The 26,684-nt window shown below is 64.1% G+C and carries 25 protein-coding genes and 4 pseudogenes; 11 read left to right on the forward strand and 18 right to left on the reverse strand.

Annotated features, from left to right (window positions below; genetic code table 11):
• Position 1: 1 nt before the first annotated feature.
• Positions 2–127, forward strand: a pseudogene (locus G3N61_RS08520) (pyruvate kinase); the annotation flags it as partial.
• Here the strand turns inward: G3N61_RS08520 and G3N61_RS08525 are convergent.
• Positions 121–243, reverse strand: a pseudogene (locus tag G3N61_RS08525) (glycosyl transferase family 2); the annotation flags it as partial. The pseudogenes G3N61_RS08520 and G3N61_RS08525 overlap by 7 nt on opposite strands.
• A gap of 402 nt (positions 244–645) precedes the next feature.
• Between G3N61_RS08525 and ispH the strand changes: the two are divergent.
• Positions 646–1,587, forward strand: a complete 942-nt coding sequence (gene ispH, locus G3N61_RS08530; protein WP_039349543.1) for a 4-hydroxy-3-methylbut-2-enyl diphosphate reductase — start codon at positions 646–648, stop codon at positions 1,585–1,587.
• A gap of 12 nt (positions 1,588–1,599) precedes the next feature.
• Positions 1,600–2,760, forward strand: coding sequence for an adenosyl-hopene transferase HpnH (gene hpnH, locus G3N61_RS08535; RefSeq protein WP_043181228.1), 1,161 nt, complete (start codon positions 1,600–1,602; stop codon positions 2,758–2,760).
• A gap of 226 nt (positions 2,761–2,986) precedes the next feature.
• Here the strand turns inward: hpnH and G3N61_RS08540 are convergent, their stop codons facing one another.
• Together G3N61_RS08540 and G3N61_RS08545 are read right to left on the reverse strand one after the other, a co-directional pair.
• Positions 2,987–3,475, reverse strand: a complete 489-nt coding sequence (locus G3N61_RS08540; RefSeq protein ID WP_205822170.1) for a hypothetical protein — start codon at positions 3,473–3,475, stop codon at positions 2,987–2,989.
• Positions 3,476–3,698: 223 nt separating this feature from the next.
• A complete protein-coding gene (locus tag G3N61_RS08545; protein ID WP_089451618.1) occupies positions 3,699–4,076 on the reverse strand; it encodes a hypothetical protein in 378 nt (125 codons plus the stop codon).
• 491 nt (positions 4,077–4,567) lie between these two features.
• Between G3N61_RS08545 and G3N61_RS08550 the strand changes: the two genes are divergently transcribed.
• From G3N61_RS08550 to G3N61_RS08560, 3 genes are all read left to right on the forward strand, one after another.
• Positions 4,568–4,921 carry a DOPA 4,5-dioxygenase family protein gene (locus G3N61_RS08550; protein ID WP_205822171.1) on the forward strand — a complete coding sequence of 118 codons (354 nt, stop codon included), beginning with the start codon at positions 4,568–4,570 and terminating at the stop codon, positions 4,919–4,921.
• A 118-nt stretch (positions 4,922–5,039) separates the two neighbouring features.
• Complete coding sequence (locus tag G3N61_RS08555; RefSeq protein WP_205822172.1) at positions 5,040–5,471, forward strand: nuclear transport factor 2 family protein; 432 nt, start codon at positions 5,040–5,042, stop codon at positions 5,469–5,471.
• Positions 5,468–6,877 carry an MFS transporter gene (locus G3N61_RS08560; protein WP_205822173.1) on the forward strand — a complete coding sequence of 470 codons (1,410 nt, stop codon included), beginning with the start codon at positions 5,468–5,470 and terminating at the stop codon, positions 6,875–6,877. Before G3N61_RS08555 ends, G3N61_RS08560 begins: the two co-directional genes overlap by 4 nt.
• A gap of 64 nt (positions 6,878–6,941) precedes the next feature.
• Here G3N61_RS08560 and G3N61_RS08565 read toward each other — a convergent pair whose 3' ends face one another.
• The 3 genes from G3N61_RS08565 to G3N61_RS08575 all read right to left on the reverse strand — a co-directional run bounded on the left by G3N61_RS08565 (position 6,942) and on the right by G3N61_RS08575 (position 10,060).
• Positions 6,942–7,562 (reverse strand): hemolysin III family protein, encoded by a 621-nt coding sequence (locus G3N61_RS08565; protein ID WP_043181237.1) that lies wholly within the window; start codon positions 7,560–7,562, stop codon positions 6,942–6,944.
• A 200-nt stretch (positions 7,563–7,762) separates the two neighbouring features.
• Positions 7,763–7,969: a YbdD/YjiX family protein gene (locus G3N61_RS08570; RefSeq protein WP_006480280.1), complete on the reverse strand. Its 207-nt coding sequence runs from the start codon at positions 7,967–7,969 to the stop codon at positions 7,763–7,765.
• Positions 7,970–7,981: 12 nt separating this feature from the next.
• Positions 7,982–10,060, reverse strand: a complete 2,079-nt coding sequence (locus G3N61_RS08575) for a carbon starvation CstA family protein (RefSeq protein ID WP_043181239.1) — start codon at positions 10,058–10,060, stop codon at positions 7,982–7,984.
• 431 nt (positions 10,061–10,491) lie between these two features.
• On the opposite strand from G3N61_RS08575, the gene G3N61_RS08580 reads away from it, so the two are divergent.
• The gene (locus G3N61_RS08580) at positions 10,492–11,226 is read left to right on the forward strand and encodes a lysozyme inhibitor LprI family protein (RefSeq protein WP_205822174.1); all 735 of its coding nucleotides are present in this window, start codon (positions 10,492–10,494) and stop codon (positions 11,224–11,226) included.
• 147 nt (positions 11,227–11,373) lie between these two features.
• On the opposite strand, the gene G3N61_RS08585 is transcribed toward G3N61_RS08580, so the two are convergent.
• Complete coding sequence (locus G3N61_RS08585) at positions 11,374–12,864, reverse strand: alanine/glycine:cation symporter family protein (RefSeq protein ID WP_043186468.1); 1,491 nt, start codon at positions 12,862–12,864, stop codon at positions 11,374–11,376.
• Positions 12,865–13,189: 325 nt separating this feature from the next.
• On the opposite strand from G3N61_RS08585, the gene dapF reads away from it, so the two are divergent.
• Complete coding sequence (gene dapF, locus G3N61_RS08590) at positions 13,190–14,014, forward strand: diaminopimelate epimerase (RefSeq protein WP_205822175.1); 825 nt, start codon at positions 13,190–13,192, stop codon at positions 14,012–14,014.
• Positions 14,015–14,105: 91 nt separating this feature from the next.
• Here the strand turns inward: dapF and G3N61_RS08595 are convergent, their stop codons facing one another.
• The 4 genes from G3N61_RS08595 to G3N61_RS08610 form a co-directional block, all read right to left on the reverse strand.
• Entirely contained in the window at positions 14,106–14,534 is a 429-nt protein-coding gene (locus G3N61_RS08595; protein ID WP_043186457.1) for a PRC-barrel domain-containing protein, read from the reverse strand.
• 187 nt (positions 14,535–14,721) lie between these two features.
• On the reverse strand, positions 14,722–15,684 hold the full coding sequence (locus G3N61_RS08600; RefSeq protein ID WP_205822176.1) for a hypothetical protein: 963 nt from the start codon (positions 15,682–15,684) through the stop codon (positions 14,722–14,724).
• A gap of 16 nt (positions 15,685–15,700) precedes the next feature.
• Entirely contained in the window at positions 15,701–16,831 is a 1,131-nt protein-coding gene (locus G3N61_RS08605) for a 3-deoxy-7-phosphoheptulonate synthase (protein ID WP_043186454.1), read from the reverse strand.
• A gap of 192 nt (positions 16,832–17,023) precedes the next feature.
• Positions 17,024–18,340: a lipase family protein gene (locus tag G3N61_RS08610; RefSeq protein WP_205822177.1), complete on the reverse strand. Its 1,317-nt coding sequence runs from the start codon at positions 18,338–18,340 to the stop codon at positions 17,024–17,026.
• Positions 18,341–18,743: 403 nt separating this feature from the next.
• Between G3N61_RS08610 and G3N61_RS08615 the strand changes: the two genes are divergently transcribed.
• From G3N61_RS08615 to G3N61_RS08625, 3 genes are read left to right on the forward strand one after another with little or no spacing between them, the layout of a single operon-like run.
• Entirely contained in the window at positions 18,744–19,298 is a 555-nt protein-coding gene (locus G3N61_RS08615) for a hypothetical protein (RefSeq protein ID WP_205822178.1), read from the forward strand.
• Between the two features lie 28 nt (positions 19,299–19,326).
• Complete coding sequence (locus tag G3N61_RS08620) at positions 19,327–19,749, forward strand: hypothetical protein (RefSeq protein WP_205822179.1); 423 nt, start codon at positions 19,327–19,329, stop codon at positions 19,747–19,749.
• Positions 19,749–21,014: a hypothetical protein gene (locus tag G3N61_RS08625; protein ID WP_205822213.1), complete on the forward strand. Its 1,266-nt coding sequence runs from the start codon at positions 19,749–19,751 to the stop codon at positions 21,012–21,014. The genes G3N61_RS08620 and G3N61_RS08625 overlap by 1 nt, the downstream gene beginning before the upstream one ends.
• Before the next feature lie 91 nt (positions 21,015–21,105).
• Here the strand turns inward: G3N61_RS08625 and G3N61_RS08630 are convergent, their stop codons facing one another.
• The 7 genes and pseudogenes from G3N61_RS08630 to G3N61_RS08660 form a co-directional block, all read right to left on the reverse strand.
• A complete protein-coding gene (locus tag G3N61_RS08630; protein WP_205822180.1) occupies positions 21,106–21,813 on the reverse strand; it encodes a YceH family protein in 708 nt (235 codons plus the stop codon).
• A 245-nt stretch (positions 21,814–22,058) separates the two neighbouring features.
• A pseudogene (locus G3N61_RS08635) lies at positions 22,059–22,547 on the reverse strand (RHS domain-containing protein); the annotation flags it as partial.
• Positions 22,548–22,656: 109 nt separating this feature from the next.
• Positions 22,657–23,361: a hypothetical protein gene (locus G3N61_RS08640; RefSeq protein WP_205822181.1), complete on the reverse strand. Its 705-nt coding sequence runs from the start codon at positions 23,359–23,361 to the stop codon at positions 22,657–22,659.
• A 10-nt stretch (positions 23,362–23,371) separates the two neighbouring features.
• Positions 23,372–23,683 (reverse strand): RHS repeat-associated core domain-containing protein, encoded by a 312-nt coding sequence (locus G3N61_RS39465; RefSeq protein WP_346778559.1) that lies wholly within the window; start codon positions 23,681–23,683, stop codon positions 23,372–23,374.
• Between the two features lie 169 nt (positions 23,684–23,852).
• Positions 23,853–24,449, reverse strand: coding sequence for a hypothetical protein (locus G3N61_RS08650; RefSeq protein WP_205822182.1), 597 nt, complete (start codon positions 24,447–24,449; stop codon positions 23,853–23,855).
• A gap of 329 nt (positions 24,450–24,778) precedes the next feature.
• A pseudogene (locus G3N61_RS08655) lies at positions 24,779–25,695 on the reverse strand (RHS repeat-associated core domain-containing protein); the annotation flags it as partial.
• 102 nt (positions 25,696–25,797) lie between these two features.
• Positions 25,798–26,676, reverse strand: a complete 879-nt coding sequence (locus G3N61_RS08660; RefSeq protein WP_143331041.1) for an SUMF1/EgtB/PvdO family nonheme iron enzyme — start codon at positions 26,674–26,676, stop codon at positions 25,798–25,800.
• Positions 26,677–26,684: the final 8 nt, after the last annotated feature.

Here is a 26,684-nt window from a genome sequence, read left to right on the forward strand (position 1 = left end):
GATAGTCGCCACGATCGGCCCGGCTTCCAGTTCGCCGGAGATTCTGCTGCAGATGATGCAGGCGGGCCTCGACGTCGTGCGGCTCAATTTTTCGCACGGCACGGCCGACGATCACCGCCAGCGCGCCTCGGGCGGCAGCGGCCGCGCGGGCACCGCGCGCCAGAAGCCGCCACGCGCGACGAGCAGCACGATCCAGATCATCAGCGACAGGCCGGACACCAGGAAAGCAAGGACCAGCATCATCGGCACGCCTCCTGCCGGGCGCCGGCATCGGCAAATTCAATAGGGGTCAGGAACAAAACGCCCGAAACCGCATGGGCGGCCGGGCAAAACGCGTAAGAATCGACGGTCATCGAATGGCCTTGAAATGAGCGCGACGCCGGGCAGCCGGAGCGGCTGCCCGCGAAACCGCATAGTTTACTGGGTTCCGCGCGCGCCAGCGCCGACGCGGCTCTCCCGCAAATGCAACACGCCATTTACAGCACCAAAGCAAGGACTTCCCGATAGAGTTAAAATGCGCGATTAATTCGGGGTTCCGGGGCCTGGCCGGCCGGTTCGTTCCTGCCTTCATAACATCAAGCCGGGGCGAGCGAGCGAGTGCCAGCTCCTCGAACCCCGGCGTCTGTCGTCGGAGTTCGCTCACTTATGCGAGTCATCCTTGCCCAGCCCCGCGGCTTTTGTGCGGGGGTTGTCCGTGCGATCGAGATCGTCGACCGCGCGCTGCAACAGCACGGTGCGCCGGTCTATGTGCGTCATGAGATCGTGCATAACCGGCATGTCGTCGAAAACCTGCGTAATAAAGGGGCGCGATTCGTTGAGGAACTCGACGAGGTGCCCCACGGTGCTGTCGCGATCTTCAGCGCGCACGGTGTCGCCCAGACGGTCGAGCGCGACGCGGAAACGCGCGGCCTCGACGTGCTCGACGCCACCTGCCCGCTCGTCACGAAAGTGCACGTGCAGGGCCGCCAGTATGTCGCGGCGGGCCGCCGGCTGATCCTGATCGGCCATGCGGGCCACCCGGAAGTCGAGGGTACGATCGGCCAGATTCCGGCCGAGGTGATCCTCGTGCAGAGCGAAGCAGAAGTCGATACGCTGACGCTGCCCGTCGACACGCCGGTCGCGTACATCACGCAGACCACGCTGTCGGTCGACGATACGCGCGGCATCATCGAAGCGCTGCAGCGCCGGTTCACCGACCTCGTCGGCCCGGACACGCGCGACATCTGCTACGCGACGCAAAATCGCCAGGCCGCCGTGCGCGAGCTGAGCGAACAGGTTGACGTACTGCTCGTCGTCGGTGCGACGAACAGCTCGAACTCGAACCGCCTGCGCGAGATCGGCACCGAAAGTGGTGTGCCGAGCTACCTCGTCGCCGACGGTTCAGAAGTAAAGGCCGAATGGTTCGCGAATGCGAAGACCGTTGGGCTGACCGCCGGGGCGTCCGCGCCCGAGGAGATGGTCGAAGATGTAATTGGCGCGTTGCGCGCGCTGGGTCCCGTCGACGTCACGACGATGGCGGGCCGTGAGGAAAAAGTCGAATTCAAGCTGCCGGCGAAGCTCACGCAAGCTGTCGCCCGCGAAGTTTAAGGAGGACATCTCTTGTCTATTCCGCTGCTCCAGCAAGTCCGCGTCGGCGCGTACATCACGCGCCAACACCTGTCCGGCAACAAACGCTATCCGCTCGCGCTGATGCTCGAGCCGCTGTTCCGCTGCAACCTCGCGTGCAACGGCTGCGGCAAGATCGATTACCCGGATCCCATCCTGAACCAGCGTCTGTCCGTCCAGGAATGCCTGGAAGCGGTCGACGAGTGCGGCGCACCGATCGTGTCGATCGCAGGCGGCGAGCCGCTGCTGCACAAGGAAATGCCGGAAATCGTCAAGGGCATCATGAAGCGCAAGAAATTCGTGTACCTGTGCACGAACGCGCTGCTGATGGAAAAGAAGATGGACGACTACCAGCCGAGCCCGTATTTCGTCTGGTCGGTCCACCTCGACGGCGACCAGCAGGCGCACGATCACTCGGTGTCGCAGGAAGGCGTGTACGACAAGGCCGTCGCGGCGATCAAGGAAGCGAAGCGCCGCGGCTTCCGCGTGAACATCAACTGCACGCTGTTCAACGATGCCGTGCCGGAACGCGTCGCGAAGTTCTTCGATACGCTGGGCCCGATCGGCGTCGACGGCATCACCGTGTCGCCGGGCTACGCGTACGAGCGCGCACCGGATCAGCAGCACTTCCTGAACCGCGACAAGACGAAGAACCTGTTCCGCGAGATCCTGAAGCGCGGCGACGGCGGCAAGCGCTGGTCGTTCAGCCAGTCGTCGCTGTTCCTCGACTTCCTGGCCGGCAACCAGACCTACAAGTGCACGCCGTGGGGCAACCCGGCGCGTACCGTGTTCGGCTGGCAGAAGCCGTGCTATCTGGTCGGCGAAGGTTACGTGAAGACCTTCAAGGAACTGATGGAAGACACGAACTGGGACAACTACGGCGTCGGCAACTACGAGAAGTGCGCGGACTGCATGGTCCACTGCGGCTTCGAAGCGACCGCCGTGATGGACACGATGGCGCATCCGCTGAAGGCGTTCGCCGTGAGCCGCAAGGGCATCAAGACCGACGGCCCGTTCGCACCGGACATTCCGATCGACAAGCAGCGCCCGGCCGAATACGTGTTCTCGCGTCACGTCGAGATCAAGCTCGAGGAAATCCAGCGCGCCGGCAAGGGCAAACTGCAAAAGCCGGCGAAGCCGGCCGCAGCAGCCTAAGCGCGTTTCGCCACGCGGGGGCCGAGCCTCCGCGCCGGCGGGAAAAAAGAAGCGCCACGGAGTCCGCTCCGTGGCGCTTTTGTTTTGGGCCGCGGCTTTGGGTCGCGTTCCGCCGTCATCGTATCGGTGCCGCAGCCGCGCAATCGTCGACGTAGCGCGATTGCGGCGGCCACGCCGGTGCGGCTGGCCCTGTCTCCTCCACCCTCCCTGCGAAACCGGTACGCCGCTACGCGGCCAGCGATTCGGCCGCGTGCATGCGCATCTTCTCCGCCGCGCTCGCGACGAGCGCCGGCTGGCCGCTCGACGCGAACGTGCAGACGTGCTCCCACAGCTCGGCCAGCCGATGCCGCGTGAGCGTCGTGACGCACGCGTCGTTCGCCGCGAGCACATGCTCGAGCACCGCGCATTCGTCGTCGCGCAACGTCCATGTGCCGTTTTGCGCCGCGCGCGCCACGCCTGCATCGAGCGCACGCTCCGCATCGACGCACAGGTCGATGTCCGCGTCAGCGCACACCACGTCGTCGAGCGCCAGGAACACCAGGTAAACACTCGTGCGCAAGCGCAACAGCAGCGCCTCGCTGCCATGCCCGCCACGCAGCGCGACGAGCGCCATGTGGCATTTCAGCGAGATGTCGCGCGCATGCACGGGCGGCAGCGGCAGCAACCACTCGCGGGTCAGCGGCACGTGGCGACGGTGCTTCCGGGAGCTCTTCATGATTGGCCCCCGCTTGCAGGCGCGTCGCCCGCCGCGACGGCCGGCCATGCGCTGCGGCACGCAACGGCGTCACGGCGTGTATCGCGCGGGGGCTTCGCACGACGCTGCGCGCCGTGCCCATCGTTGCGCCGCTGCGTCGCTCGCGTATCCGGCAGCCGGCGCGGCGCCGACGCGCGTACGACGCCGGCAAATCGGATCGTGCAAGCCATGCTCGTCTCCTGCATCAGAACGTGTTCTCGCCCTTCAGGTAGTACGCGGTCTTCACGAAGAACGCCTTGACCGGATGGCCGCCCTGCACGTCGCGCGCGGCACGTGCTTCCATCTCGGCCCGCTCTTCGCGCGACCGGTCCGGCACCGGATTGCGGACACGTTCGAGCGCACGCTGCATCGCGAGCGGATAGTTCTGGTTACCGGCCGACGTCGCGCGATAGCCGGTGCGCGTCATCTGCATCAGTTGTGCGTCGGTCTCGGCACGCGCCGCCCACCAGCTCGACAGCGAGGCATTCGGTGCGCCATCGGTGACGGCACTCTGGGCAAAACTGACGGCGGGCAGCGCAACGAGTGCGCAGGAAAGTACCGCAACGGGAACGAGGGATCGCATAGTGGCCTCCAGTTGGTTGTCCCCGCATCGATCGTGTTCGACGATGCGTTGAAACCATCGTATGTCGCGCTGCATTCCGCTTGAATAGCCGAATCTGCAATTGATATTTTCGGCTTCGGAATTCGGTGCGCAAACCGCGTCATGCGCGAATCCCGCCAAATCGGAATTTCTTTAATTCATTCAACGCCCTGATCGCCATTGTTCAGACGATCCGAAGCGGCGCACACCGCGCTTTTTCAATTTCTGAAATGACGTGTTGCCGGTGCGATCGTGGCCGGCGTACCTGCGACAAGGCTTCCGGCGTGATATCGCGCGTGCGGATACCTCGATCTCGGGCTTTTTCGAATCGAACCGTTTTTGTGATTCAGGACAAACCATCGTGCCCGGACGACCGGATTGCGACACGACGCGCCCGGCAAGGACGCGCGATAATCACGCATCGGCCGTTTCGCACGGCACCTCATGCATTCCCATTTTTATCGAGTCCTTTCATGGCTGCCCTCGACACCACCACCATCGACAGTTGGCACGCGCACGTCTATTTCGATGCCGCCAGCCGCGACGCGGCCTGGGCGTTTCGCCAGGTCGTCGACGAACGGTTCGGCGCGGTCATCGAACTCGGCCGCTTTCACGAGCGCCTCGTCGGCCCGCACCCGGCCTGGTCGTACCAGATCGCATTCGACGCCACGCGCTTCGACGATATCGTGCCGTGGCTCGTGCTGAACCACGGCGCGCTCGATATCTTCCTGCATCCGAATACGAACGACGAACTGCGCGACCATCGCGATTGCGCGGTGTGGATCGGGAAATCGTATGTGCTGAATCTCGACGCGCTGGCGGGATAAGGGCCGGCACGCGACCGCGTGCGCCACGGTGACATCCACGTTTCGGGTTGACGTGAAACGTCCCGCGGCGACGCGCCCCTACAGTGGGTTCCGTTATCGATGCTTCCAGGAACCCGCCATGTCACACGCCGACACCGACGCCCGGCACATTTATGAAGGCTGGCACGCAGCCGTCGTTGCGCGCGACGTCGATGCGCTGATGGCGCTGTATGCCGACGACGCGGTGCTCGAGACGCCGCTGATCGTCGTCACGCTGCCCGATCACGGCTCTGGCGTGCTGCGCGGCAAGGCCGCCATCGGTGAATTCTTCGCGGCCGGCCTGCGCAATCCGGGCAACAAGTTAGGGCGCTGGTACCGCACCGGGCTGTTCTTCTCGAACGGCCGCCAGCTCACGTGGGAATATCCGCGCGCCACGCCGGAAGGCGACCAGGTCGATCTCGTCGAGGTGATGGATCTGCGTGACGGCCTGATCGCGCATCATCGCGTGTACTGGGGATGGGTCGGGTTTCTCGCGCTGCGAGCCGCCACGCCGGTACCCGACCGCGCATGACCGCCGCCGCGCCGAACCGCGCCGCGGCCCGCCGCGTGCTCGCCGCAACCTGCGTGAGCTACACGCTCGTGCTGCTCGACGCGTCCATCGTCAACGTCGCGCTCATCGACATCGCCCATACGTTCGGCAGCCACGTTGCGGGCCTGCAGTGGATCGTCAACGCGTACACGCTCGCGTTCGCGAGCCTGCTGATGACGGGCGGCACGCTCGGCGACCGGCTCGGCGATCGCACCGTCTATATCGCGGGGCTCGCGGTATTCGTCGCCGCGTCGGTGCTGTGCGGCGTCGCGCCAACCCTTCCGGCGCTCGCGATCGCCCGCGCGTTGCAAGGTATCGGCAGCGCGATGCTGGTGCCCTGCTCGCTCGCGCTGCTCAATCGCGCATTCCCCGAACCGGCCGCGCGTGCATCGGCGATCAGCCTGTGGATGGGCTGCGGCGGCATCGCCATGGCGTCGGGCCCGTTGATCGGCGGCCTGCTGATCCATCTGTTCGGGTGGCGCAGCCTGTTCTTCGTGAACCTGCCGCTCGGGCTTGCCGGCATCTGGCTCGGCCGCACGGTCGCGCGCGCCGCCGTCGTCGATGCCTCGCGGCATTTCGACTGGGGCGGCCAGGCCGCGGCCATCATCGCGATCGCGACGCTGATCGGCACGCTGATCGAAGGCCCGTCGCTCGGCTGGCACTCGGCGCCGATCGTCGGCGGAGCGGTGACGAGCGTCGTCGCGTGGATCGCGTTCGTCGCGATCGAAGCGCGCCGCCGCGAGCCGATGCTGCCGCTCGCGTTCTTCCGCAACCGGCTGTTCGCCGGCTCGACGTTCGTGTCGATGGCGTCGGCGTTCGTGTTCTACGGCTTGCTGTTCGTGCTCAGCCTGTTCTATCGGCAGATCCGCGGCGCGAGCCCGCTCGACACGGGGCTCGCGTTCCTGCCGATGACCGCGATGGTCGCGCTCGGCGGGCTGTGCTCGGGCTGGCTCGTTGCGCGCTTCGGCTCGCGGGGCACGATGTGCGCGGCGTTTGGGCTCTATGCGGCCGGCGCGCTCGGCATGACGGGCATCGGTGCAACGACACCCGCATGGCTCGCTATCGCGCCGATGCTCGCGATCGGCTTCGCATCGGGATTCATCTCGCCGGCCGCGACGTCGCCGGCGCTCGGGACAGTCGACCGGCGCCGCGCCGGCGTGGCGGCGGCCGCGCTGAACGCGGCGCGGCAGAGTGGATCGGCGCTTGGTGTGGCGATTTTCGGTGCGTGCATCGCGACGCTGCAGCCGTTTCCGGCGGCGATGCGGGTGGCGCTCGGCATCGCGACCGGGTTGTCGGCGCTCGCCGCCGCGACATGGTGGATCACGGCGCGGCCGACACCGGCACCCGGCGAACCGGCCGCGCAGCTGCGGACCGCCACGCGCCGGTAACGCATGCTCCGGCAGGCGCACCCGCGATGCAGCGCGCCGTCACCGGATCAACGGTACCCTTCGCTCACGCGACATACATCGCGACACTGACGAACTGGCACAGGCTCCCTGCCAGCACGAACAGATGCCAGATGCCGTGCCCGTGGCGGATACGCTCGTCGTTGATGAAGAAGTAGATCCCCGCGCTGTAGATCAATCCGCCGGCCACGAGCCACGCGGTGCCGACTGGCGGCAGCGCATGGATCAGCGGACGCACCGCGACGAGTGCGAGCCAGCCCATCGCCACGTACAGGATCATCGACAACATGCGCGTGCGCCGCCCGAGCGTCAGTTCCTGCACGATCCCGAACACGGCCAGCCCCCAGCTCACGCCAAACAGCGACCAGCCCCACGGGCCGCGCAACGTCACCAGCGTGAACGGCGTATAGCTGCCGGCGATCAGCAGGTAGATCGCCGAGTGGTCGCACTTCTGCAGAATGGCTTTCAGGCGCGGATTGCGCACGCTGTGGTACAGCGTCGAGATCGCATAGAGCAGGATCAGCATCGCGCCGTACACGCTGAAGCTCACGACCTTGTACGGATCGCCTTCGAGCGCGCCCATCGTCACGAGCGCCACAAGGCCAGCCACCGACAGCACCGCGCCGACGAGATGGGAAATGCTGTTGAAACGCTCACCGACATGCACGACGTGTTCTCCTGCGGGTCCATCGGGAAAAATACACCCTATGATACCGGCCGCCGGTCCGTGCCGTGCTGCGCGCCGGCAAACGGCGCGGCGATTCCCGCTGCATGCGCGCCGCCGCCGCCGGCCCGCCAAAGAAAAAGCGCCGCGAAATCCCTCGCGGCGCTTCCCTGTCGATCACCGAACCGCTGCGGCGGTGCGGTTCAACAGCACTTCCCTGCCCCCGACCCGTACCGCGCATTCTGACGTTCGCGGAAGAATTCCTCGTACGTCATCGGCTCGCGGTCCGGATGGGTCTCGCGCATGTGCGCGACGTAGGTGTCGTAGTCGGGCAGGCCGACCATCAGCCGCAACGCCTGCCCGAGGTAACGCCCCGCGCTGCGCAGGTCGCTGCCCAGATCGCTGAACATCGCGGCCTCCCCTTAACGTCCGCTGCCGAGCGCCTGCGCGGCCGGCATCGCTTCGTACGGCGTCTCGCGCACGGTCGGCTTCGACTCGCGGCGCGCGCGCAGCACGGCGATCACGCCGTACACCGCGATCGCCACGACGACGAAGATGAACAGCCCGGCCAGCGCCGCATCGATGTAGTCGTTGAAGATGATCCGCTGCATCTGCGCGATCGACTTCGCCGGCGCGAGCACCTTGCCTTCGTCCACCGCGGCCTGCAGCTTCGCGGCGTGCGCGAGGAAGCTGACCTTCGGGTTCGCGTCGAAAATCTTCTGCCAGCCGGCGGTCAGCGTGCAGATCAGCAGCCACACGGTCGGCACGATCGTCACCCACGCATAGCGCTCGCGCTTCATCTTGAACAGCACGACGGTGCCGAGCACCAGCGCGATCGCGGCGAGCATCTGGTTCGAGATGCCGAACAGCGGCCACAGCGTGTTGATGCCGCCAAGCGGATCGACCACGCCCTGATACAGGAAGTAGCCCCATGCGGCCACGCACAGCGCGGTGGCGACCAGGTTCGCGGGCAGCGACTCGGTGCGCTTGAGCGCCGGATGGAACGTGCCGAGCAGGTCCTGCAGCATGAAGCGGCCCGCGCGCGTGCCGGCGTCGACGGCCGTCAGGATGAACAGCGCCTCGAACAGGATCGCGAAGTGATACCAGAACGCCATCATCGCTTCGCCGCCGATCACCTGGTGCAGGATGTGCGCCATGCCGACGGCCAGCGTCGGCGCGCCGCCCGCGCGCGCGATGATCGTCGTTTCGCCGACGGCCTTCGCGGTCTGCGTCAGCATGTCGGGCGTCAGCACGAAGCCCCATTGCGTGACCGTGTTGGCGACCGCTTCCGGCGTCGTGCCGAGCACGGCGGCCGGCGCGTTCATCGCGAAGTAGATGCCCGGCTCGATCACGCTCGCGGCGACCAGCGCCATGATCGCGACGAACGATTCCATCAGCATCGCGCCGTAACCGATGAAGCGCGCGTTGGTTTCGTTGTCGATCAGCTTCGGCGTCGTGCCCGACGAGATCAGCGCGTGGAAACCCGACACCGCGCCGCACGCGATCGTGATGAACAGGAACGGGAACAGGCCGCCCGACCACACCGGGCCCGTGCCGTCGACGAACTTCGTCAGCGCGGGCATCTTCAGTTCCGGTGCGACGACCAGGATGCCGATCGCGAGGCCGAGGATCGTGCCGATCTTCAGGAAGGTCGACAGGTAGTCGCGCGGCGCGAGCAGCAGCCACACCGGCAGCACCGATGCGACGAAGCCGTAGCCGATCAGGATCCACGTGAGCTGCGTGCCCGTGAACGTGAACCACGCGGCGAGCGTCGGCGAATCGTGCACGTGCTGGCCGAACGCGATCGATGCCATCAGCAGCACGAAGCCGATGATCGACACTTCGCCGATGCGGCCCGGACGGATGTAGCGCGTATAGACGCCCATGAACAGCGCGATCGGAATCGTCGCGGCGACGGTGAACGTGCCCCACGGCGAATTGGTCAGCGCCTTCACGACGATCAGCGCGAGCACCGCGAGGATGATCACCATGATCAGGAACGCGCCGAACAGCGCGATCACGCCGGGCACCGTGCCGAGCTCCATCTTGACGAGATCGCCGAGCGAGCGGCCGTCGCGGCGCGTCGAGATGAACAGCACGATGAAGTCCTGCACCGCGCCGGCGAACACGACGCCGGCCAGGATCCACAGCATGCCGGGCATGTAGCCCATCTGCGCGGCGAGCACGGGCCCGACGAGCGGGCCGGCGCCGGCGATCGCGGCGAAGTGATGGCCGAACAGCACGTACTTGTTGGTCGGCACGTAGTCGAGGCCGTCGTTGTACTTGACGGCCGGCGTCATGCGCAGCCCGTCGAGCTGCATCACCTTGCTGGCGATGAAACGGCTGTAGAAGCGATACGCGATCAGATACACGCAGACTGCGGCGATCACGATCCAGAGGGCACTGACGCGCTCGCCGTGTGCAAGTGCGATCGTGCCGAACGCGAACGCGCCGAGCAGCGCGACCGCAATCCAGAGCAGGGTACTGGAAGCCCGATTCATGGCGTCTCCTGGTCTCCAATGTGGTTTTAGATGGCGTGCGGCGAAGGTGCCACACACGCGTGACGTCGATGCGTCATGCCACGGCCTCGCAACGGCCGTGACGATGGGCCGTAGTATTCCGTGCGACGGGGGCGGCTTACAAGCGGATAACTACGTATGCGGAGCTACGTAGAATTACGTAGATGCGTGTGCAACGTTCGGGCGGAAGCGTCGGTTTGCATGACTGCGTTCCTTGCCAGCCATGTCCGCGCCGCGCCTGTTTCCGTCGAAACGACCGGCTCGTCCCGGCGCGTGTCGGGCGAATGGCGCTCCCGGGCAAAGGCGGGAGCCGCGGGTCACGATACTTTGAAAGTTCCGCTCGCGCGAATTAAGATCGTTTGGCGCTTGATGCCACGCCCTTTCATCTCTTGATCAACCTTTGACCATCCGTCATGTACTTCACTCGACTTGCCGTTTCGACGCTCGCCGGTTTCTGCGCCCTGTTCTCTGCGAATGCGCTGGCGGAGGCCACACTGCATCTTGACGTCGAAGCAGCCCGTGTCGACGAGAATTCGCCGCACGTGTCCCTGCTTGTGAAGGTCACGGACACCGACGCGAGCAAGGACAACTTCGGTCAGGTGACCGGGACGTCGCTCCCCCCGCCAGGCACTTGCATTGCACGGTTCGACGGTGACGAAAAGAACCGGGTGGGGCCATGTGCTGCGGTTCATGTCCGCGAGAACGGGCGCCCGGTCAAGACGGTCAACGTGCGCGTTCTGGATACGCATGGCGACCACAACTGGATGGTCTTGACGTGGAATTCCGAATTCGCGGTTCCACGTTCGCAGCGATCGATCCAAATGATCGTGGGCGTGGCCAACGGCTGGTATTCCAATAATCCGGAAGAAGCGTTCCCGTTCGGCAATTTCCCGTCGTTCGATCCCGCGCGCCCCTACAAGTGGCTCTATCAGCGCGCCGATCGGGCGCTCAACGACAACTACCGTCGCATGCTTTCCCGCTACGCAACAAACAACGATGAGGCTCAGGCTCGGAGTTTGCGCGTCGAGGAGCGCATTTGGGTCGACCACAAGGAGGACGAGTGTCGCGATTCGGGCGAGCCCGAGCGCTGCCGCTGGCTGGCGACTGAAGATCGTGTGGACATGATTCTCCAAGGCAACGGCAACTAGCCATCTCGCCGTCACGCACCGGCTTCCACGCACGTCGCCATGCAAAACGGCCGGCAACGAATGGGCCGGCCGCCGGTGCGAAACGAGTCAATCCCGCGGCGCGCGCGGCCGCCGTCTCGGCCGGCCACGCCCATGCGGTGGGCAGCGCTACGACTGCCGTTCGGCCGTCACAACCGGCTCGGCCCGGCTCTCGCGCGCGCCGCTCGCCTCGCTCCGCTTCTCCCAGAACGTCGCATTCGCGATGCCGAGCGCGGCCGGATCGAACGACGGCTCGCGTCCCGCGCGCTTCTGCGCCTCGTAGTCGCGCAACGCCTTGAGCGCCGGCTTCTGCAGCAGCAGGATCGCGACGATGTTCAGCCATGCCATCAGCCCGACGCCGATATCGCCGAGCGCCCAGGCGACGCTCGCGCTCTTCACCGCGCCGTACAGCGTGGCGAGCAGGATCACCGCGCGCAGCACGAACGTGCCGGCGGCGCTGCTGCGCGTGCGGCTCAGGTACGCGACGTTGGTTTCCGCGATGTAGTAGTACGCGAGGATGGTGGTGAACGCGAAGAAGAACAGCGCCATCGCGACGAACGCCGCACCGAAGCCCGGCAGCACCGATTCGACGGCCATCTGCGTGTAGCCGGGGCCGGCCTCGATGCCGGCCGCGCCCGAAAACAGCGCGCGGCCGTTCGGCGCGACCACGTTGTAAGCGCCCGTGATGAGGATCATGAAGCCCGTCGCCGAGCAGACGAACAGCGTATCGACGTAGACGGAGAAGGCCTGCACGAGCCCCTGCTGCGCCGGGTGCGTCACTTCGGCGGCGGCCGACGCGTGCGGGCCCGTGCCCTGCCCCGCTTCATTCGAATAGACGCCGCGCTTCACGCCCCACTGGATCGCCATGCCGAGCACCGCGCCGAAGCCGGCCTCGAAGCCGAACGCGCTTTCGAACACCAGCCTGACGACGCCCGGCAGGCGTTCGATGTCGAGCGCGATCACGACGCACGCGATCAGGATGTAGCCGAGCGCCATGAACGGCACGACGATTTCCGCGACGCGTGCGATCCGCTTCACGCCGCCGAAGATGATCAACCCGAGCAGCAGCACGAGCACTGCGCCGGTGACGGGCTTCGCGATGCCGAAGGAATTCTCGATCGCGGACGAGATCCCGTTCGCCTGCACGCCCGGGAGCAGCAGCCCGCAGGCGAGCACGGTGGCTATCGCGAACGCCACCGCATACCAGCGGATGCCGAGCCCCTTCTCGATGTAATACGCGGGGCCGCCGCGATACTGTCCTTCGCGCCGCACCTTGTAGATCTGCGACAGCGTCGATTCGACGAACGCGGTGCTCGCGCCGAGGAACGCGACGAGCCACATCCAGAACATCGCGCCGGGGCCGCCGAACGTGATGGCCGTCGCGACGCCCGCGATGTTGCCCGTGCCGACGCGCCCCGACAGCGACATCGCCAGCGCCTGGAACGACGACACGCCTTCCGCCGATGCCTTGCTGCCGCGCATCAGGCGCAGCATCTCGATGAAGTGGCGAACCTGCGCGAAGCGCGTGCGCAGCGAGAAGTACAGCCCCGCGGCAAGACAGAGAAAGATGAGCGCGGGGCTCCAGATGACACCGTTGAGCAAATCGACGAGTTGTTCCATGAGGCGTTTCAGTTGAAGTCGGGCATGACGCGTGGCGGAGGGTCGGATCCGTTACGCGAGCGCGCGGGAGTCACGACTACGGACAGATCCGAATTGATCTTTCATTTATATTACATGTCTTACGATTTGCTTCGCATTGGGGTGTGCCCCAAGCGGTGCGTGACGCACGCGGGCGGCGTGGCAACGACGTGATCGGCAATCGGGCAGCGCGCCGCGCATCAGGTGCCTCGACTCGCGCGGCGCTGTACAGCCCTGCGCCCGAACGGCATTGATCCCGGCCGGCGCGCACCGTACAGTGTTCGCCTGCCTCGATACCGGAACCGCCATGCCGATCGGATTTCAGAAAATGCACGCAAACGGCGACGACTTCGTCATCGTCGACCTGCGCGGTCAGGATCAAGCGCACCGCATCGACCGCGATCTGGTGCGGCGCATGGGCGACCGGCGTTGCGGCATCGGCTTCAACCAGCTCGCGGTCGTGTCGGACTGCGACGACGCGGCGGCCCGCGTCGCGTTCTGGAACGCCGACGGCTCGCCGCTCGACACCTGCGGCAGCGCGACGCGCGGCGTCGCCTGGCAACTGATGCGGGAAACCGGCATGGCGTCGCTCGTGTTGCGGACTCGCCGCGGGTATCTCGTGTGTTCGACGGAGACGAGCGGCCTGATCGCCGTCGAGATGGGCCTGCCGCTCACCGGCTGGCGGGACGTGCCGGTCGCCGAGGCACTCGACACCCTCGCGCTGCCGCTGCCCGGCGCGCCGGCCGCGTGCAACATGGGCAATCCGCATTGCACGTTCTTCGTCGACGATCTCCGCGCGATCGATGTCGCGGCGCTCGGCCCGGCCATCGAAACGCATCCGCTGTTTCCGCAGAAAACCAACGTGCATTTCGTTCAGGTCATCGATCGCACGCATATTCGCCTGCGCATCTGGGAGCGCGGCGGCGGCGTGCCGCTCGGTTCGGGATCGTGTTCGTGCGGCGCGGTCGTCAACGGCATCCGGCGCGGGCTGCTGGATGCGTCGGTGCGCGTCGAATGCGACGGCGGCGACGTGACTGTGCGTTGGGACGGTACCGGCAGTGTGCTTCTGAGCGGGCCGGTCGCGTTCGGGTTCAGCGGAGTATGGCTGGGCGAGCAAGTGCCCGCGGCCTGAGTGTCTGGACCGACGCGCGAGCCTCCTGGGCGCGCGGTCGGCCGGACCCGGCCCGGCGCATTGCGCTCCGGGCCGGGTAAATCAACGTTGCTCAGTGCTTGTCGTCGACCTTCTTCGGCTTCGGCGGCGACGGCACCTTCGCGTACTGGAACGCGGGCGTCGCCTTCAGCGCGTCCTTCGTCGCGCCCGGCAGGTAGATGTTGCCGTTGCGCACGTCGAGCGACGCGATCGGCACCGCGACGTCGTGCGCGGCCACGCCGAGGAAACCGCCGGCCGATACGATCGCCGCCGACACCGAGCCGTCCGGTGCGACGATCAGGTCGCGCACGGTGCCGACCTTCTGGTTCGCGTCGTTGTAGACGGCCTTGCCGAGCACGCTCTTCTTCACGCTCCAGCCTTCGAGCAGCGCCTGCGATTGCTCGACGGTCACGCTGATCGGCTGCGCGCCCGCGATCTGCGCGTGCGCGCTGACGCTCGAGGCGAGGACGGTTGCTGCGATGAGGGTCTTGTAGAAAGCCATGCTGTCAGGTACTCCGGTGAATTGTTGTCGGTATCGGCGGCCGGCCAAGCCGCCTCCGTGCCTGCGTCGCATGAAGCGCGGCGGCCTGCGCACGACGCATCGCACCGGCCCATGTTAGCGCCACTCGCGCAACGCTGCATCGGACGCGATGACGCAGCCCCTGTCACGCCCCCACGCGATGGTGACGTTACGGACACCGCAGCGAATCGCGTACGCGGTAGAACTCCGGCAGATAACGCGCGTAGTTTTCCTCGCGCGCCGTGTAGACCAGCGCGCAGGTCTTCGTGTCGCCGGAGGTCACCACGACCGACTGGTGGACGACTACTTCGCGGAGTGTCTCCTTGTGCTCGCACTTCTGCGCGGGCCGGCCGGCTATCGTGTTGTTCGCCGCGTGCGACGATCCGATCGCGCTGCCACCTTCCTCGACCGGCTCGTCCCACCCGTCGCATAGGCTCGTCAGGGCATCGTCGCTCTTGTCGTCGATGGCGAAGTCGATCCCCGCCGAGATCAGCCCGAACCTGAAGCGCCGGATGCGGTAGCTCACGTCGCCGTGACCTTCCGGCTGGCTCACGACCCGCCATTCCGGAGGCAAACGCAGCTCCGCAGGCGCCGGATAACTGCGCAGGATCTGCAGGTCGCTATTGAAGTTCAGCACGCCTGCGACACCCAGCGCCACGCCCACCACGGCAATCGACAACCAGACGCCGAGCAGCGTCAGCAGGCCGATGCCCGCCGCGCGCCAGTTCGATTCCAGCGCGCCGCCGGCGGCCCGGTGAGCGGCGACGGCCGCGCCTTGCACGTGTCGTGCATAGACGATCGTCCCGGCGAGACCGGCAATGACGACGGCATGCACGAGCGCGTGCTGCACCACCGTGGTTTCCGGTATGTCCACCACCGCATACAGCGCGATCGACACGAGCGTGACGAGCGCCGTTGCGAGAATCTGCCGCTGCGCGAGCGCGCGATTCCCGAGACGCCGTGCGTTCGCCGCGAGCAGGATGCCGCCCGCGAGCGGCGAACCGAGCATCGCCGCCCACCCGACGCCCGACATCGTGAACAGCTTGCCGGGTGGCACCCGTGCCCGTGCCGTCATGCCGGAAGCAGAAGGGTCGTCCTGCATGACCGGCGCGTCGGACGGGAAACCGGTCATGTCGGGTTCACCCCCGTCACGCGTTGCGCGACTGCGCGCGCCGTTGCCGCACCGCGTCGGCCAGCACGTCGAGCACGGGCTCCGTCTGCGTCCAGCTCAGGCACGCATCCGTGATCGATACGCCGTACTTCAGCGCCACGCCGGGCTTCAGGTCCTGGCGCCCGGCTTCGAGATGGCTCTCGACCATCACGCCGACGATCCGCTGCTCGCCCTGCGACAGTTGCCGCGCGAGATCCTGCGCAACGTCGATCTGCCGGTCGTGCGACTTGTTCGAATTCGCGTGCGAGCAGTCGACCATCACCTGCTCGCGCAAGCCGGCCTTGCGCAGCACCGCGCAGCTCGCCTCGACATGTTCGGCGTCGTAGTTCGGGCCGTTCTTGCCGCCGCGCAGGATCACGTGCGCGTCGTCGTTGCCGCGCGTCTCGAAGATCGCGGCCATCCCCATCTTCGTCATCCCCATGAACGCATGGCTCGCGGCCGCGGCGACGATCGCGTCGGACGCGACCTGCACGCCGCCATCGGTGCCGTTCTTGAAGCCGATCGGGCAGCTGAGGCCCGACGCGAGCTGGCGATGGCTCTGGCTCTCGGTCGTACGCGCGCCGATCGCGCCCCACGCGATCAGGTCGGCGATGTACTGCGGACTCAGCAGGTCGAGGAATTCGGTCGACGCCGGCAGGCCGAGCGCGTTGATGTCGAGCAGCAGCTGCCGCGCGGCGCGCAGCCCTTCATTGATGCGGAAGCTGCCGTCGAGGCGCGGATCGTTGATGTAGCCCTTCCAGCCGACCGTCGTGCGCGGCTTTTCGAAGTAGACGCGCATCGTGATCAGCAGGTCGTCCTTCAGCGCATCGGCGGCCACTTTCAAGCGGCGCGCGTAATCGAGTGCCTGGTCGTGATCGTGGATCGAGCACGGGCCGACGACGAGCAGCAGCCGGTCGTCGCGGCCGTGCAGGATGTCGCCGATCGCGCGGCGCGTATCCTCGACGAGCGTCTGCGTGGCGGCCGGCACCGGCAGTTCGTCCAGCAGCAGCGCCGGCGAAATCAGCGGGCGCACGGCGCCGATGCGGACGTCGTCGATGCGCGTGGTGTCCTGCGTCGCGTCGGCGCTGCCTACCTCGCGATCGTGGGAAGGATTGTCGAGGTTCTGCATGGTGATTCTCCGGGGGACGTCTGGAATGATGGGCAGGCTCGATTATGGCACCCGGGCGGGACGGCGGCGGGTTGCGGCGGGGGACGGGCGCGGCTGCCTGACGGCAGCGCGACGGAAATCAACCGGCGAAAAGAAAAAGGCGACCCGCGCAGGGTCGCCCGGCCACGCGCCGCATCACACGCGGCGTTGCGGCTAATGCAGCGTCTCGGGCGCCAGCGAATTGCTCGGCAGCAACGACGTCAGCCAGCAATTGCTCGGCGCGGTTTTCCCGTTGAATCGGTCGTAGAGCCACGGCAGCATGCCGGCCACCCACGGCACGATCGCACCCGCATGCTCGAGCGGATATTCGGTGTACGTGACCGGCGTGCCGCTGGCGCAGAACTTCTGCGCCAGCGCGCGCACGTCGTACGCCATCATCACGCCGTCGCCCACCTGACTGCTGAACGTGCCATCGAGCGCGCCGGCCGTGCCCTGGCCGATGAACATCGGGATCGTCGGCGATACGGCCAGCCCGGCATTGACCTTGTTCGCATACGTCACGTACACGGGAATGCTGTTGATGTCGTTCGCGTATTGCGGCTTGAACAGCGTGCCCCAGTGCAGCCCCGTGTACTTCGGCAGGATGTAGGCGAGCGACTGGCTCTGGATGTCCTTGAACACGGCGACGCCGGTGTCGCTGAGATAGGGCGTCAGGTCGAAGCCGTAGCCGCGCGACAGCCCGGCCAGCGCGGCCGCGGCCACGCCGCCCCACACGATGCTGCCGTCGACATAGCGCAGGTTGTGCGCGGGGTCGACCAGCACGCCGCCTTCCGCCGCGCCGACGAGCTGCCTGTTGATCTCGGGCGCGTAGCTCGGCGCGAGCTGCGCGGCCCAGTTCGTCGCGATCGCGCCGCCGGAATAGCCGATCATCGCGACCTTGCTCGACGGGTTCAGGCCCGTCGACGGCGTATTGAGCGCCGCGCGGATCGAATCGAGCGTGGTCATCCCGTATTCGGGGCCGGCAGCGAAGTCGGCCGTCTGGCCTTCCGTATCGGGCACGATGACGTTGTAGCCGAGCAGCAGCAGTGTCGACAGCGGAATCGATTCCGCGCTGTAGAGCAACGTGCCGACATTGATGACCTTGGTCACGTCGCGGTCGCCGGCGATCACCTGCGACGGCTCGTCGTACGGGTTCAGCGAATCGTAGGCCGACTGGTACGAGATGGCCTGGCCGTTGCTGACCTGGCTCTTGATCACGGACGTCACGTTGACGACCGGCTGGTTCAGCGCGTTATGGGTGCGATACAGCAACTGCTGCGCGGTCAGCGCGGTGGGGATGCCGGCCACGTGATAGGTGACGTTGCGCGTCTTGAGCACCGTGCCTGGTGGAATCGATGCCAACGGCGTGGTGCCGGTGTACGTGTAGAACGGGTCGGACACGGTCGGCGCAGCGGCGCTGGCGGGCGGTGCAGCGATGGCCAGCGTGGCGGACACGGCCGCCGCGGCCATCATGAAACGTCGGGAGGACATGGGTGGAGCCCCTGGGATAACCTGCTTTCATCGAAGGAAGTTCGGCGGTGTTGCAGACCATCGTGCGTGCCGCTTCAAAACCGTTTCCGAGCCATCGACTGTCTCCTGTGAATGAATGATCCGGGCTGTTCTGAATGTGTAATTTTAGTAGGAGTACCAACCGGATTCATTGAAGCACAACGCGCCCGCACTCGATGGGCGTTTTCCATTGTTTGAAGGTAAACGTCTAAACCCGTCGCCGCGCGACGCGGGGCGCGCCGGCCGTTCGGCCGACTGTCCGCGTTTTGCCGAAGTGCCGTACGATCACGGCTGTCCGGCACCGAAGGCCGCGTCGTGCGATGCCGGCCGCGCGACGCACCGCCTGCCTGTGACCGATCGTTCCCTGCCCAACCGACACGCCACGATGACCGTCTCCGAACTGCTCCACGCCATCCGCCAACCGTATGCCGACCGGCTCGCGAAAGCGGCCGCGCAACCGGCCGTATTCGTCGAACCGGCCTACCGGCGGGCCGACGGCACGCTCGCCACCGAAGGGCCGCTCGCGTTGCCGTGCCGGTCCGACATCATCGCAACCGAAGGCGAATCGGCCGGCCAGCCGGTGATGGTCGATTCGACCACGCAGCTGGATTTCGAGCCGTTCGCGTTCACCCTCGAAACGGCGGCCGTGTCGATCCGCCCGTTCGTGTGGGACTGGGCCACGATCGAGGCCGACGGTCTCGACGAAAGTGCGGCGGTCGATGCGTTCAAGACGTGGTTCTTCGCGTGGTTCGATGTCGACGACGAGAACACGCCGGGCGAAGACGGGCTGCATGCCATCGTTCACTATCTGTCGGAACCCGTTCGCACGGAGCACGGGTGGCGCGTCAATGCGGATCTCGGCTCCGCACCCGGAGCGGCCGTCGAGGATCTGCTGTTCCAGCTCGTCGATGCGGGCGCCACGCGGATCAGCATCGGTTGACGTACCGCATCATTTCTCACACAACGCGATGAAAACAGTCCTCACCGCCGCGCTGCTCTGCCTGTCGCTGCCGGCATTCGCCAAGGTGTCCACCGACGTGTTCTGCTTCAGGTCGGAGGGCGACAAGCCCGTGCGCTTCGAGATGCGCACCTACTATGACGATGCGGTCAAATGGTCGGGCGGCATGGTCCGGTATGCGCAATCGAAAACCGCCCTGCCGCTGGTGATCGAGCACGAGGAAGACGCAGTGCTCGACGAAAGCCGTCCGCACCAGTACACGACGACCTGGGTCGAAATGGTCGACGGCAGGATCAACGGGCGTTACGAAATGATGTCCCAGGGCGCGATCATCTATTCGATGACCTATACCAGCGCGCGCACCGGCAAGAAGACCGCGTTCGGCCGCGCGCTGGATGTCGACGCATCCGAACAGACCGGGTGCCGCTGGTGATGCGCCCGCTGATCCGGACAGCGTGGGTGCTGGTCGCACTGCACGCGAGCTTCGCGAATGCCGCGCCGCGCACGGTCTACGAAGGAACGCTGCAAGGCGCCGGCGCCGTCGTGATGGAACTCGACAATCGCCCGGCTGCGGATGGTTCAATCTCGGGCCGCTACTTCTATGCGCAGCACGGCGTCGATATTCCGCTGCACGGCACGCCCGCGGAATTGATCGAACCGCTCGTGCGAACGCAGTTGCCGGACGAGGCGCGCAGTCCATTGGGATTCGGCGAACAAGCCGATTTCGATCATGCCGCGGCCACCTGGCACGGCACGCGGGACAAGGGCGGCTATCGCGGCCAGTGGACCGACGCGCGCACCGGCAAGACGCGCAGCTTCACGCTGCGGCGCATGGCTGAATACGATCCCGACGCGGTTGCGCCCGGCTCCGTCGAAGCCGTTACCAACAGCATCGCCGGTGGCGTCGGCAGCGGTATCGCAAGCGGCGTGGCCATCGACATGCGGCAGGCGCCTTATGCGACGCTGAAGCTTGCCGGGCACGCGCAGCCGGCCGGCCCCGAGATCGGAAGCGGGACCGTCGCGTACCGGATGTGGCGCGACCCGCGCACGAAGCTCATGTATCCGCGGCTGAGCCGCCATCCCGATCCGGCGGTCATGGCACGGGTCAACCGCCTGCTCGAGCAGCAGCATTGGCAGATGAATCTCGCCGCGCTCGAATGCGCGTCGACCCGCTACACCGACGACGGGCCGGCCGCCGGTTCGCTCGGCGACTACGACGACGAACAGGTGACGGTCACGTGGCTGTCACCCGCGGCACTCGGCATCGTGGAATCGGGCAGTACGTACTGCGGTGGCGCCCATCCGAACAATCACTACGATCCGGTCACGTTCGACCTGCTGCGTGGTACGTACCTCGACTGGAATCGCGTGATCGACGCGACTTCGGTGGGCAAGGACGGCGATCCGGGAACGAGCCCCGCGATAGTGAGCTTCATTACGCGGTTGCGCGACAAGGCAACGCAGGGTGAACACGTGACGGACGGCGAAAGCGATTCGATGGCATGCGCCGACGTGTTCCCGCAGTATCTGGCGTTCGAATTCGATGCGCCCGGCAAGCTGTCGTTTGTCGTCTCCGGTATCGGGCACGCAATGGGTGCCTGTCTCGGGCCGCAGCTCGATGCGCCGTTCGCGGCGCTGGCACCGATCCTGAAACCGGGCGGTTCGCGCTATCTCGTACCGGGCGTCAAGCTGAAGTAACGCGGCGATGCGGGGGGGTATCCGCATCGCGCCCCAGCCCGGCTGTGCCACGACGGAGCCGGCCGATAGGCAGGCACCGCCGCCCTCGGCGTCAGGACGCGTCGCCTTGCGCGTCGACGTCGATGCCCAGCTCGCCGGCCATCCGCAGAACCAGCGCATTCAATCGCGCCACTTCATCCGCGAGGCGCTTCTGTTCGGCCTTCAGCGCTTCGAATTCGGACGGCGGCACGGAATCGGCACCGCCGGCATCCGCGCCCGCGAAGTCGGCCACGTTCACTTCGCCGCACATCAGGTGCATCCAGCGGTTCTCGCGTGCGCCCGGCGCGCGCGGCAGCCGGATGACGAGCGGCTGCGCGCGCGCCGCGAGTTCGTCCAGGAATGCCTCGACCGACGAGATATCCGCGAAACCGTGCAGGCGCGCGCTGTTCAGGCGCAGTTCGGCGGCCGTCTGCGGGCCGCGCAGCAGCAGGATCGTCAGCAGCGCGATCGCCTGGCTCGGGATGCCGAGCACGCGGTTCACGTTGTGCTCGAAACGCGGCACGCGGCTGCTGCTGCCTTCCATCACGAGGCTCAGGTGCTTCAGCCCGTCGAGCGCGGTCGTGACTTCATCCTCGCTGACGTTCATCACCGGCGAGCGCGCGGTTTTCTGGTTGCAGCCCGAGGTCAGCGCATTCAGCGACAGCGGATAGGTGTCCGGCACCGTGTGCTGTTTCTCGACGAGCACACCGAGAATGCGGGCCTCGAGGGGCGTGAGTTCGCGAAGGGCGCGTGGCGTGGGCGTATCCGGCGTGGTGTTCATGGTTGGCGTCGCAGCGTGCAGCAGGTGAAGGGAAACGGTCGCGGCCCGTCCGGCATCGCGCACGGGCGAGCCATATGATAGCTCGCGAGGCGTGGCGCGACGGCACCCGCCGCGTCGGCGCGCGCAGGTGCCGCAGCCGGTTTGCGTTCAACCTGTCGGCTGGCTGGTGCCGCGCGGCGATGGATGGGGTGCCGCGACGCGGAGTCCGCCTCCTTGAGCCTGTCGTGGACGGACAGCAGCCCTGACCGGCTTGAGGCCGAGTGCCTGCCCCACGCCGTGTATTTGCCCGCCCACGCCAGTTCGCCGGATTCATCAGCGACCTCCAGCGGCGCGCCCACCAGATCGGTATGGAAGTGGTAAATCCGCGCCGTGCGTTTCGCCGTGTCGATCGCGACTACCGCCAGCGCCTCCGCTATGACCGTGTCGACACGTGCCGCAGGGGTGTACGGCGCATCCGGGCTGTAGAAATAGCCGCTCACCCCAGTCTCGCGTATCTCCTGCGCGAGTCGCAGCCCTTCCCACACAAAGCGTTTCGTCTCCGTGCGCTGCTTCATGCCGCGCACATCGAAAGAGGTATCGGTCTTCACAAGACGCCGCCCGAGCAAGTCGTACTCGAAGCGGGTTTCCACAACTCCATGCACATACCGAGTGCGAACAGCAATTAGCCGGTCTTGCCCGTCACACGTGAATCGCTGTGTCTGATTCGCGCCGCACAGTTTCGTCGCCAGGTTGCCAATACGGAAGCAGCAAATGCGTCGCCGAGAAGCAACCAAGGGATCGCAGCGCAAGTAAACCTCTTAACGCTACGAATCCCCTTCAAAGAGCCCCTGCAGAAAAACGAAATTAACTCCCAAGCAGATAGGAAATGGTTGTTTTATACTCTTCTTCCATAACCTTACTTTTTGTTTTCGACGAAAAATCATCAAGTATAGCGACCACCTTATCCCGATACTCCGGCGGAATAACTTCACCACACTTTATCGCGCGCTTAATTTCAGCGCAAAAATTCTTGGCCGAATCCGACCGAGGCGCTATACGAGGAATCGAAACAACATAATCCCATCTAGATGGAAGCCTTTTGAATTGCGGGAATTTTGTTATAAAAATTGAAATATGATAGGCGACCCTTTTTTCATTCATCAAATCAACAAAAAAATCAAAAATAGAGTCTGACGGCAGAAGCCCGTACCTATCAATCATATTCCCCAACGCCGAAATCACATTAATCACGACGCCAACATCATCGCAACCATCTTTCGCGAACCCAAGCAACTTGATTGAAAATTCTGAATTTGATAAAAATTCTTTGAATGGATCAGACCGCTCCATTCTAGAAAACCGCTCAAGTCGAGAAATCAATATCGCCAAAGATTCTCTTCCCTGTTCAGAAGTCCAACCATTTAGTTGATTAACTACCGATTCGAGCTCGGGTACTCGGCTGCGCAGACCTGAGTTTTTAGCATGCATTCCCTTTACACTCCCTCGGGCATCCACAGATTTAACGTTTGCTTTAGAAAGCCTTCTGTCAACTTCATTCTGCGACAACAACGTCCTTCCCTCATTCAATTTCGTTGGTCTCGAAGAAGAACAAGCCCTCAAGGATCAATCCACGGCAGTAGATTCGGCGCGTCCTGGTGCAGGTTGTACCCACCGGGTCCGGGTTGATGAAGCGTCCGATGTCCGGCTCGTAAAACCGGAACGAGTTGTAGTGTAGTCGGGGATCGGGGTCCAGATACTGCCCTTGAAAGCGCGTGTTCTGTGGTCGAGGCACGTGCACCGGCGGCGCGTCGGGTTGAATTTTCCCCCACTCGAACGGCAGTCGTTGCGACGCCCGCAGGGTCCATTCCCCCTGCGCTGCGCTGGCCCACACCCTGTAGCGAACCTGCCATCCGATGAAGGAGAAGGGGCCGTACCCAAGCCGCGTCCTGTGCGCCAGAGCCGAGGCCCCCAGCCCAACGCCAGACACGGACCCGAAGCAATGCCCTCATAGATGCACAAAGGGCCGCTTGCGCGGCCCTTCTTTCCATTAAGGTATGGCGCTACTCATTCACAATTTCCACTTTTTCAACCCTGACCTTTTTCAACTTGGTTTGGTCAATTTTTTCGTAGACGCTTTGATGAATTAGCAACCCAAGATCAGCACACGAGATTGGATCTCCAGGACGCTCAGATTTTAGCAAAAAAAACGGCCTTCGTTCTCGACGAGACTTGAATCCACATTCCGGGCAGATATAAATTCTCTCATCCTCAGGAATTGGCCTTCCCATTAGCACATCCGGATTCTTTCCCCTCAATACTATATATGGTCGCTTCGCCGTAAAACTAAAATAAGGTTGCTCTTTTCTCACGCCACCCATTTGAGAGAATACTTTTCCAATATTCAAATATATGTCGGCGTCCGACCCCAACCAATCAAGAATACGACGTGACATGATGCCAGGAATCAGCCCAATAAATGGCATATCCGTAAGTTCTCGGATGTCACCATCAACTATCACATCGAGCGAAGATTCAAAGTTCTTTTGGCGATGACAGGTCTTGCAAAAAAATTTCTCATTCTGCCCATACCACAACGGATCGAAATCATTTCGATCCATGCCAGAATAATACAGAAGATAAAAATATTCTTTTTTCATGGGAACGTGGCGAATCTACCATTAATAATGTTATCCCATACAGCACTTGTTAGCTGTGTTCCATATTTTGCGTCGACAGATCGTGCTGAATTCAGAACGGCATCTAAGGCCTGTCGTTGCGCGCCTGGATTACGCGTCATAAATTGTTGCCAATCAGCTGCGCCGCCGCCAGGCCCGCCACCTCTCATACCAAACAAGTCTTTAAGATTGCTATTCAGTTGATTATGAAATTCGACGTGAGGATCCTTCGCTAGAGTAATCAAATTTTGTTTCTGATTCCCGCCCAAGAACTTGGGAATGGGGTGATGTCCCTGAGATGCACCACAGAACCAACCCCACGGATCGATCAACCCTGTCGGATTCGACGCGTACTGATACAGATTGTCACCACCCAACAACCCGATCGGATCTTGGTTGATGAACCGCCCGACATCCGGATCATAGAACCGGAAAGTATTGTAGTGAAGGCCCGTGCTGTCGTCGGCGTACTGCCCCGCATAGCGGAGCGGCTGATCAGTCCGCGCGGCCGTCAGTTGACGAGCGTTCGGCTCGACCTTGCCCCACGCCGTGTATTTCCCCGCCCACGCCAGTTCGCCGGATTCATCGGTGACCTCCAGCGGCGCGCCCACCAGATCGGTATGGAAGTGGTAAATCCGGGCCGTGCGCTTTGCCGTGTCGATCGCCACTGCCGCCAGCGCCTCCGCGATGACCGTATCGACACGAGCCGCCGGGGTATACGGCGCATCCGGGCTGTACACATAGCTACTCACCCCAGTCTCGCGTATCTCCTGCGCGAGTCGCAGCCCTTCCCACACAAAGCGTTTCTTCTCCGTGCGCTGCTTCATGCCGCGCACATCGAAAGAGGTATCGGTCTTCACAAGACGCCGCCCGAGCGAGTCGTACTCGAAGCGGGTTTCCACAACTCCACGCGCATCCTGAGTGCGAACAGTAATCAGCCGGTCCTGCCCGTCATACGTGAATCGCTGTGTCTGGTTCGCGCCGCGCAGTTTCGTCGCCAGGTTGCCAAACGGGTCGTACTCGAAACGCAGGTCCTGCCACATGCGCAGACGATTGCCTTCGACGTAGCCACGGCTTCTACGCTGCGCCTCATCGAGCAGGTTGCCCGCTGCGTCCCATGCGAACTGCTCAAGTTGCCGATCGATGACGTTGGCACAACTCGTCAGCCGTCCAGCCGGGTCGTAGCTGTGTACTGTGTGCTGCCACGCAGGCCATCGGTCGTTTCAATCTGAGCTCGACCTTACCCGCGCCGCGTAATTGCCAGTTGGTTAGCTATATAAACGACCGTGCACGCCGCACACCAACCAACTGAACGTAAACCGTGCAGGTATCAATTCGACTCGCCATTCAATTCGTCACGGCTACTATCGTCCTCGCGACTATCAGCAGGCAAATCAAATCCAGCATGGCGGATCTCAGCGTGTAGCTGGCTTGCCCGCACGTTGAGCACCAACCGGAGACAGGCCAACCCTTCCTCAAGTCCTGATGAAGGTGAACGCATCGCCGAGACACACCACACCCATTCCTCATCCTGCCAAGGCCAGAAATAGGCTCCACCGCCTCGAACAACGTAGCTCCCGTCTAATTGCGGCGCATTGGGCGCCAGACTTGTCGTGAAGCGATTCAGACACCACTCAGGATTGGTCATGCCGTAAAGGCCAAACGCATTGCATTGTAGATCTTGGACAGGCTCAAAGTTCGGGCGCGACTCAAAATACGCTATCAACGATGTGAAATCCGACGACAACCATTTCTCCAGCACGTCCTCTGATGGCAAGTTATCGCCGAAAGGAAACAGCGTCTGCGTACCCGCACGGCAAATATATTCCCACTCTGCCTCGCCAGGCACCCGGCACCCAATTCCACTTGCAAATCTTTCAGCATCTTCCCGGCTCAGATATGCAGGTCCGTAGGGAAACTCACTCTTTTCGTCGGAACACTGAAAATTGAGGACAGGGGCGACGGAAACGAGCATTGGGTGAACAACGCGACGCCGCACCGGTCGCATTTCTTCGGCAGTAAGTTGTGGAACATCAGATATTGCGAAGGCCGCATGTTCCTCTGCCTCAGAAAAACCCATCATAAAACTGCCACCTGAGACATACTGAAACGCGATGCCACTACCTACATGCACAAATCGAGGAAATCCATTCGCAGCATACCCTGCAAATTCGAAATTCTGACCTGAAATGTTAATTCGATCTTTCACGCGATAGT

Origin of the sequence: Burkholderia sp. Ac-20349 (assembly GCF_017104865.1) — a bacterium.
Lineage (GTDB): Bacteria > Pseudomonadota > Gammaproteobacteria > Burkholderiales > Burkholderiaceae > Burkholderia > Burkholderia aenigmatica.

Coding starts and splice junctions, on each gene's coding strand:
- ispH (WP_039349543.1), top strand. CDS start 646: ATGCGAGTCATCCTTGCCCAGCCCCGCGGCTTTTGTGCGGGGGTTGTC.
- G3N61_RS08540 (WP_205822170.1), bottom strand. CDS start 3,475: ATGAAGAGCTCCCGGAAGCACCGTCGCCACGTGCCGCTGACCCGCGAG.
- G3N61_RS08545 (WP_089451618.1), bottom strand. CDS start 4,076: ATGCGATCCCTCGTTCCCGTTGCGGTACTTTCCTGCGCACTCGTTGCG.
- G3N61_RS08550 (WP_205822171.1), top strand. CDS start 4,568: ATGGCTGCCCTCGACACCACCACCATCGACAGTTGGCACGCGCACGTC.
- G3N61_RS08555 (WP_205822172.1), top strand. CDS start 5,040: ATGTCACACGCCGACACCGACGCCCGGCACATTTATGAAGGCTGGCAC.
- G3N61_RS08560 (WP_205822173.1), top strand. CDS start 5,468: ATGACCGCCGCCGCGCCGAACCGCGCCGCGGCCCGCCGCGTGCTCGCC.
- G3N61_RS08570 (WP_006480280.1), bottom strand. CDS start 7,969: ATGTTCAGCGATCTGGGCAGCGACCTGCGCAGCGCGGGGCGTTACCTC.
- G3N61_RS08575 (WP_043181239.1), bottom strand. CDS start 10,060: ATGAATCGGGCTTCCAGTACCCTGCTCTGGATTGCGGTCGCGCTGCTC.
- G3N61_RS08580 (WP_205822174.1), top strand. CDS start 10,492: ATGTACTTCACTCGACTTGCCGTTTCGACGCTCGCCGGTTTCTGCGCC.
- G3N61_RS08585 (WP_043186468.1), bottom strand. CDS start 12,864: ATGGAACAACTCGTCGATTTGCTCAACGGTGTCATCTGGAGCCCCGCG.
- dapF (WP_205822175.1), top strand. CDS start 13,190: ATGCCGATCGGATTTCAGAAAATGCACGCAAACGGCGACGACTTCGTC.
- G3N61_RS08595 (WP_043186457.1), bottom strand. CDS start 14,534: ATGGCTTTCTACAAGACCCTCATCGCAGCAACCGTCCTCGCCTCGAGC.
- G3N61_RS08600 (WP_205822176.1), bottom strand. CDS start 15,684: ATGACCGGTTTCCCGTCCGACGCGCCGGTCATGCAGGACGACCCTTCT.
- G3N61_RS08605 (WP_043186454.1), bottom strand. CDS start 16,831: ATGCAGAACCTCGACAATCCTTCCCACGATCGCGAGGTAGGCAGCGCC.
- G3N61_RS08610 (WP_205822177.1), bottom strand. CDS start 18,340: ATGTCCTCCCGACGTTTCATGATGGCCGCGGCGGCCGTGTCCGCCACG.
- G3N61_RS08615 (WP_205822178.1), top strand. CDS start 18,744: ATGACCGTCTCCGAACTGCTCCACGCCATCCGCCAACCGTATGCCGAC.
- G3N61_RS08620 (WP_205822179.1), top strand. CDS start 19,327: ATGAAAACAGTCCTCACCGCCGCGCTGCTCTGCCTGTCGCTGCCGGCA.
- G3N61_RS08625 (WP_205822213.1), top strand. CDS start 19,749: ATGCGCCCGCTGATCCGGACAGCGTGGGTGCTGGTCGCACTGCACGCG.
- G3N61_RS08630 (WP_205822180.1), bottom strand. CDS start 21,813: ATGAACACCACGCCGGATACGCCCACGCCACGCGCCCTTCGCGAACTC.
- G3N61_RS08650 (WP_205822182.1), bottom strand. CDS start 24,449: ATGAAAAAAGAATATTTTTATCTTCTGTATTATTCTGGCATGGATCGA.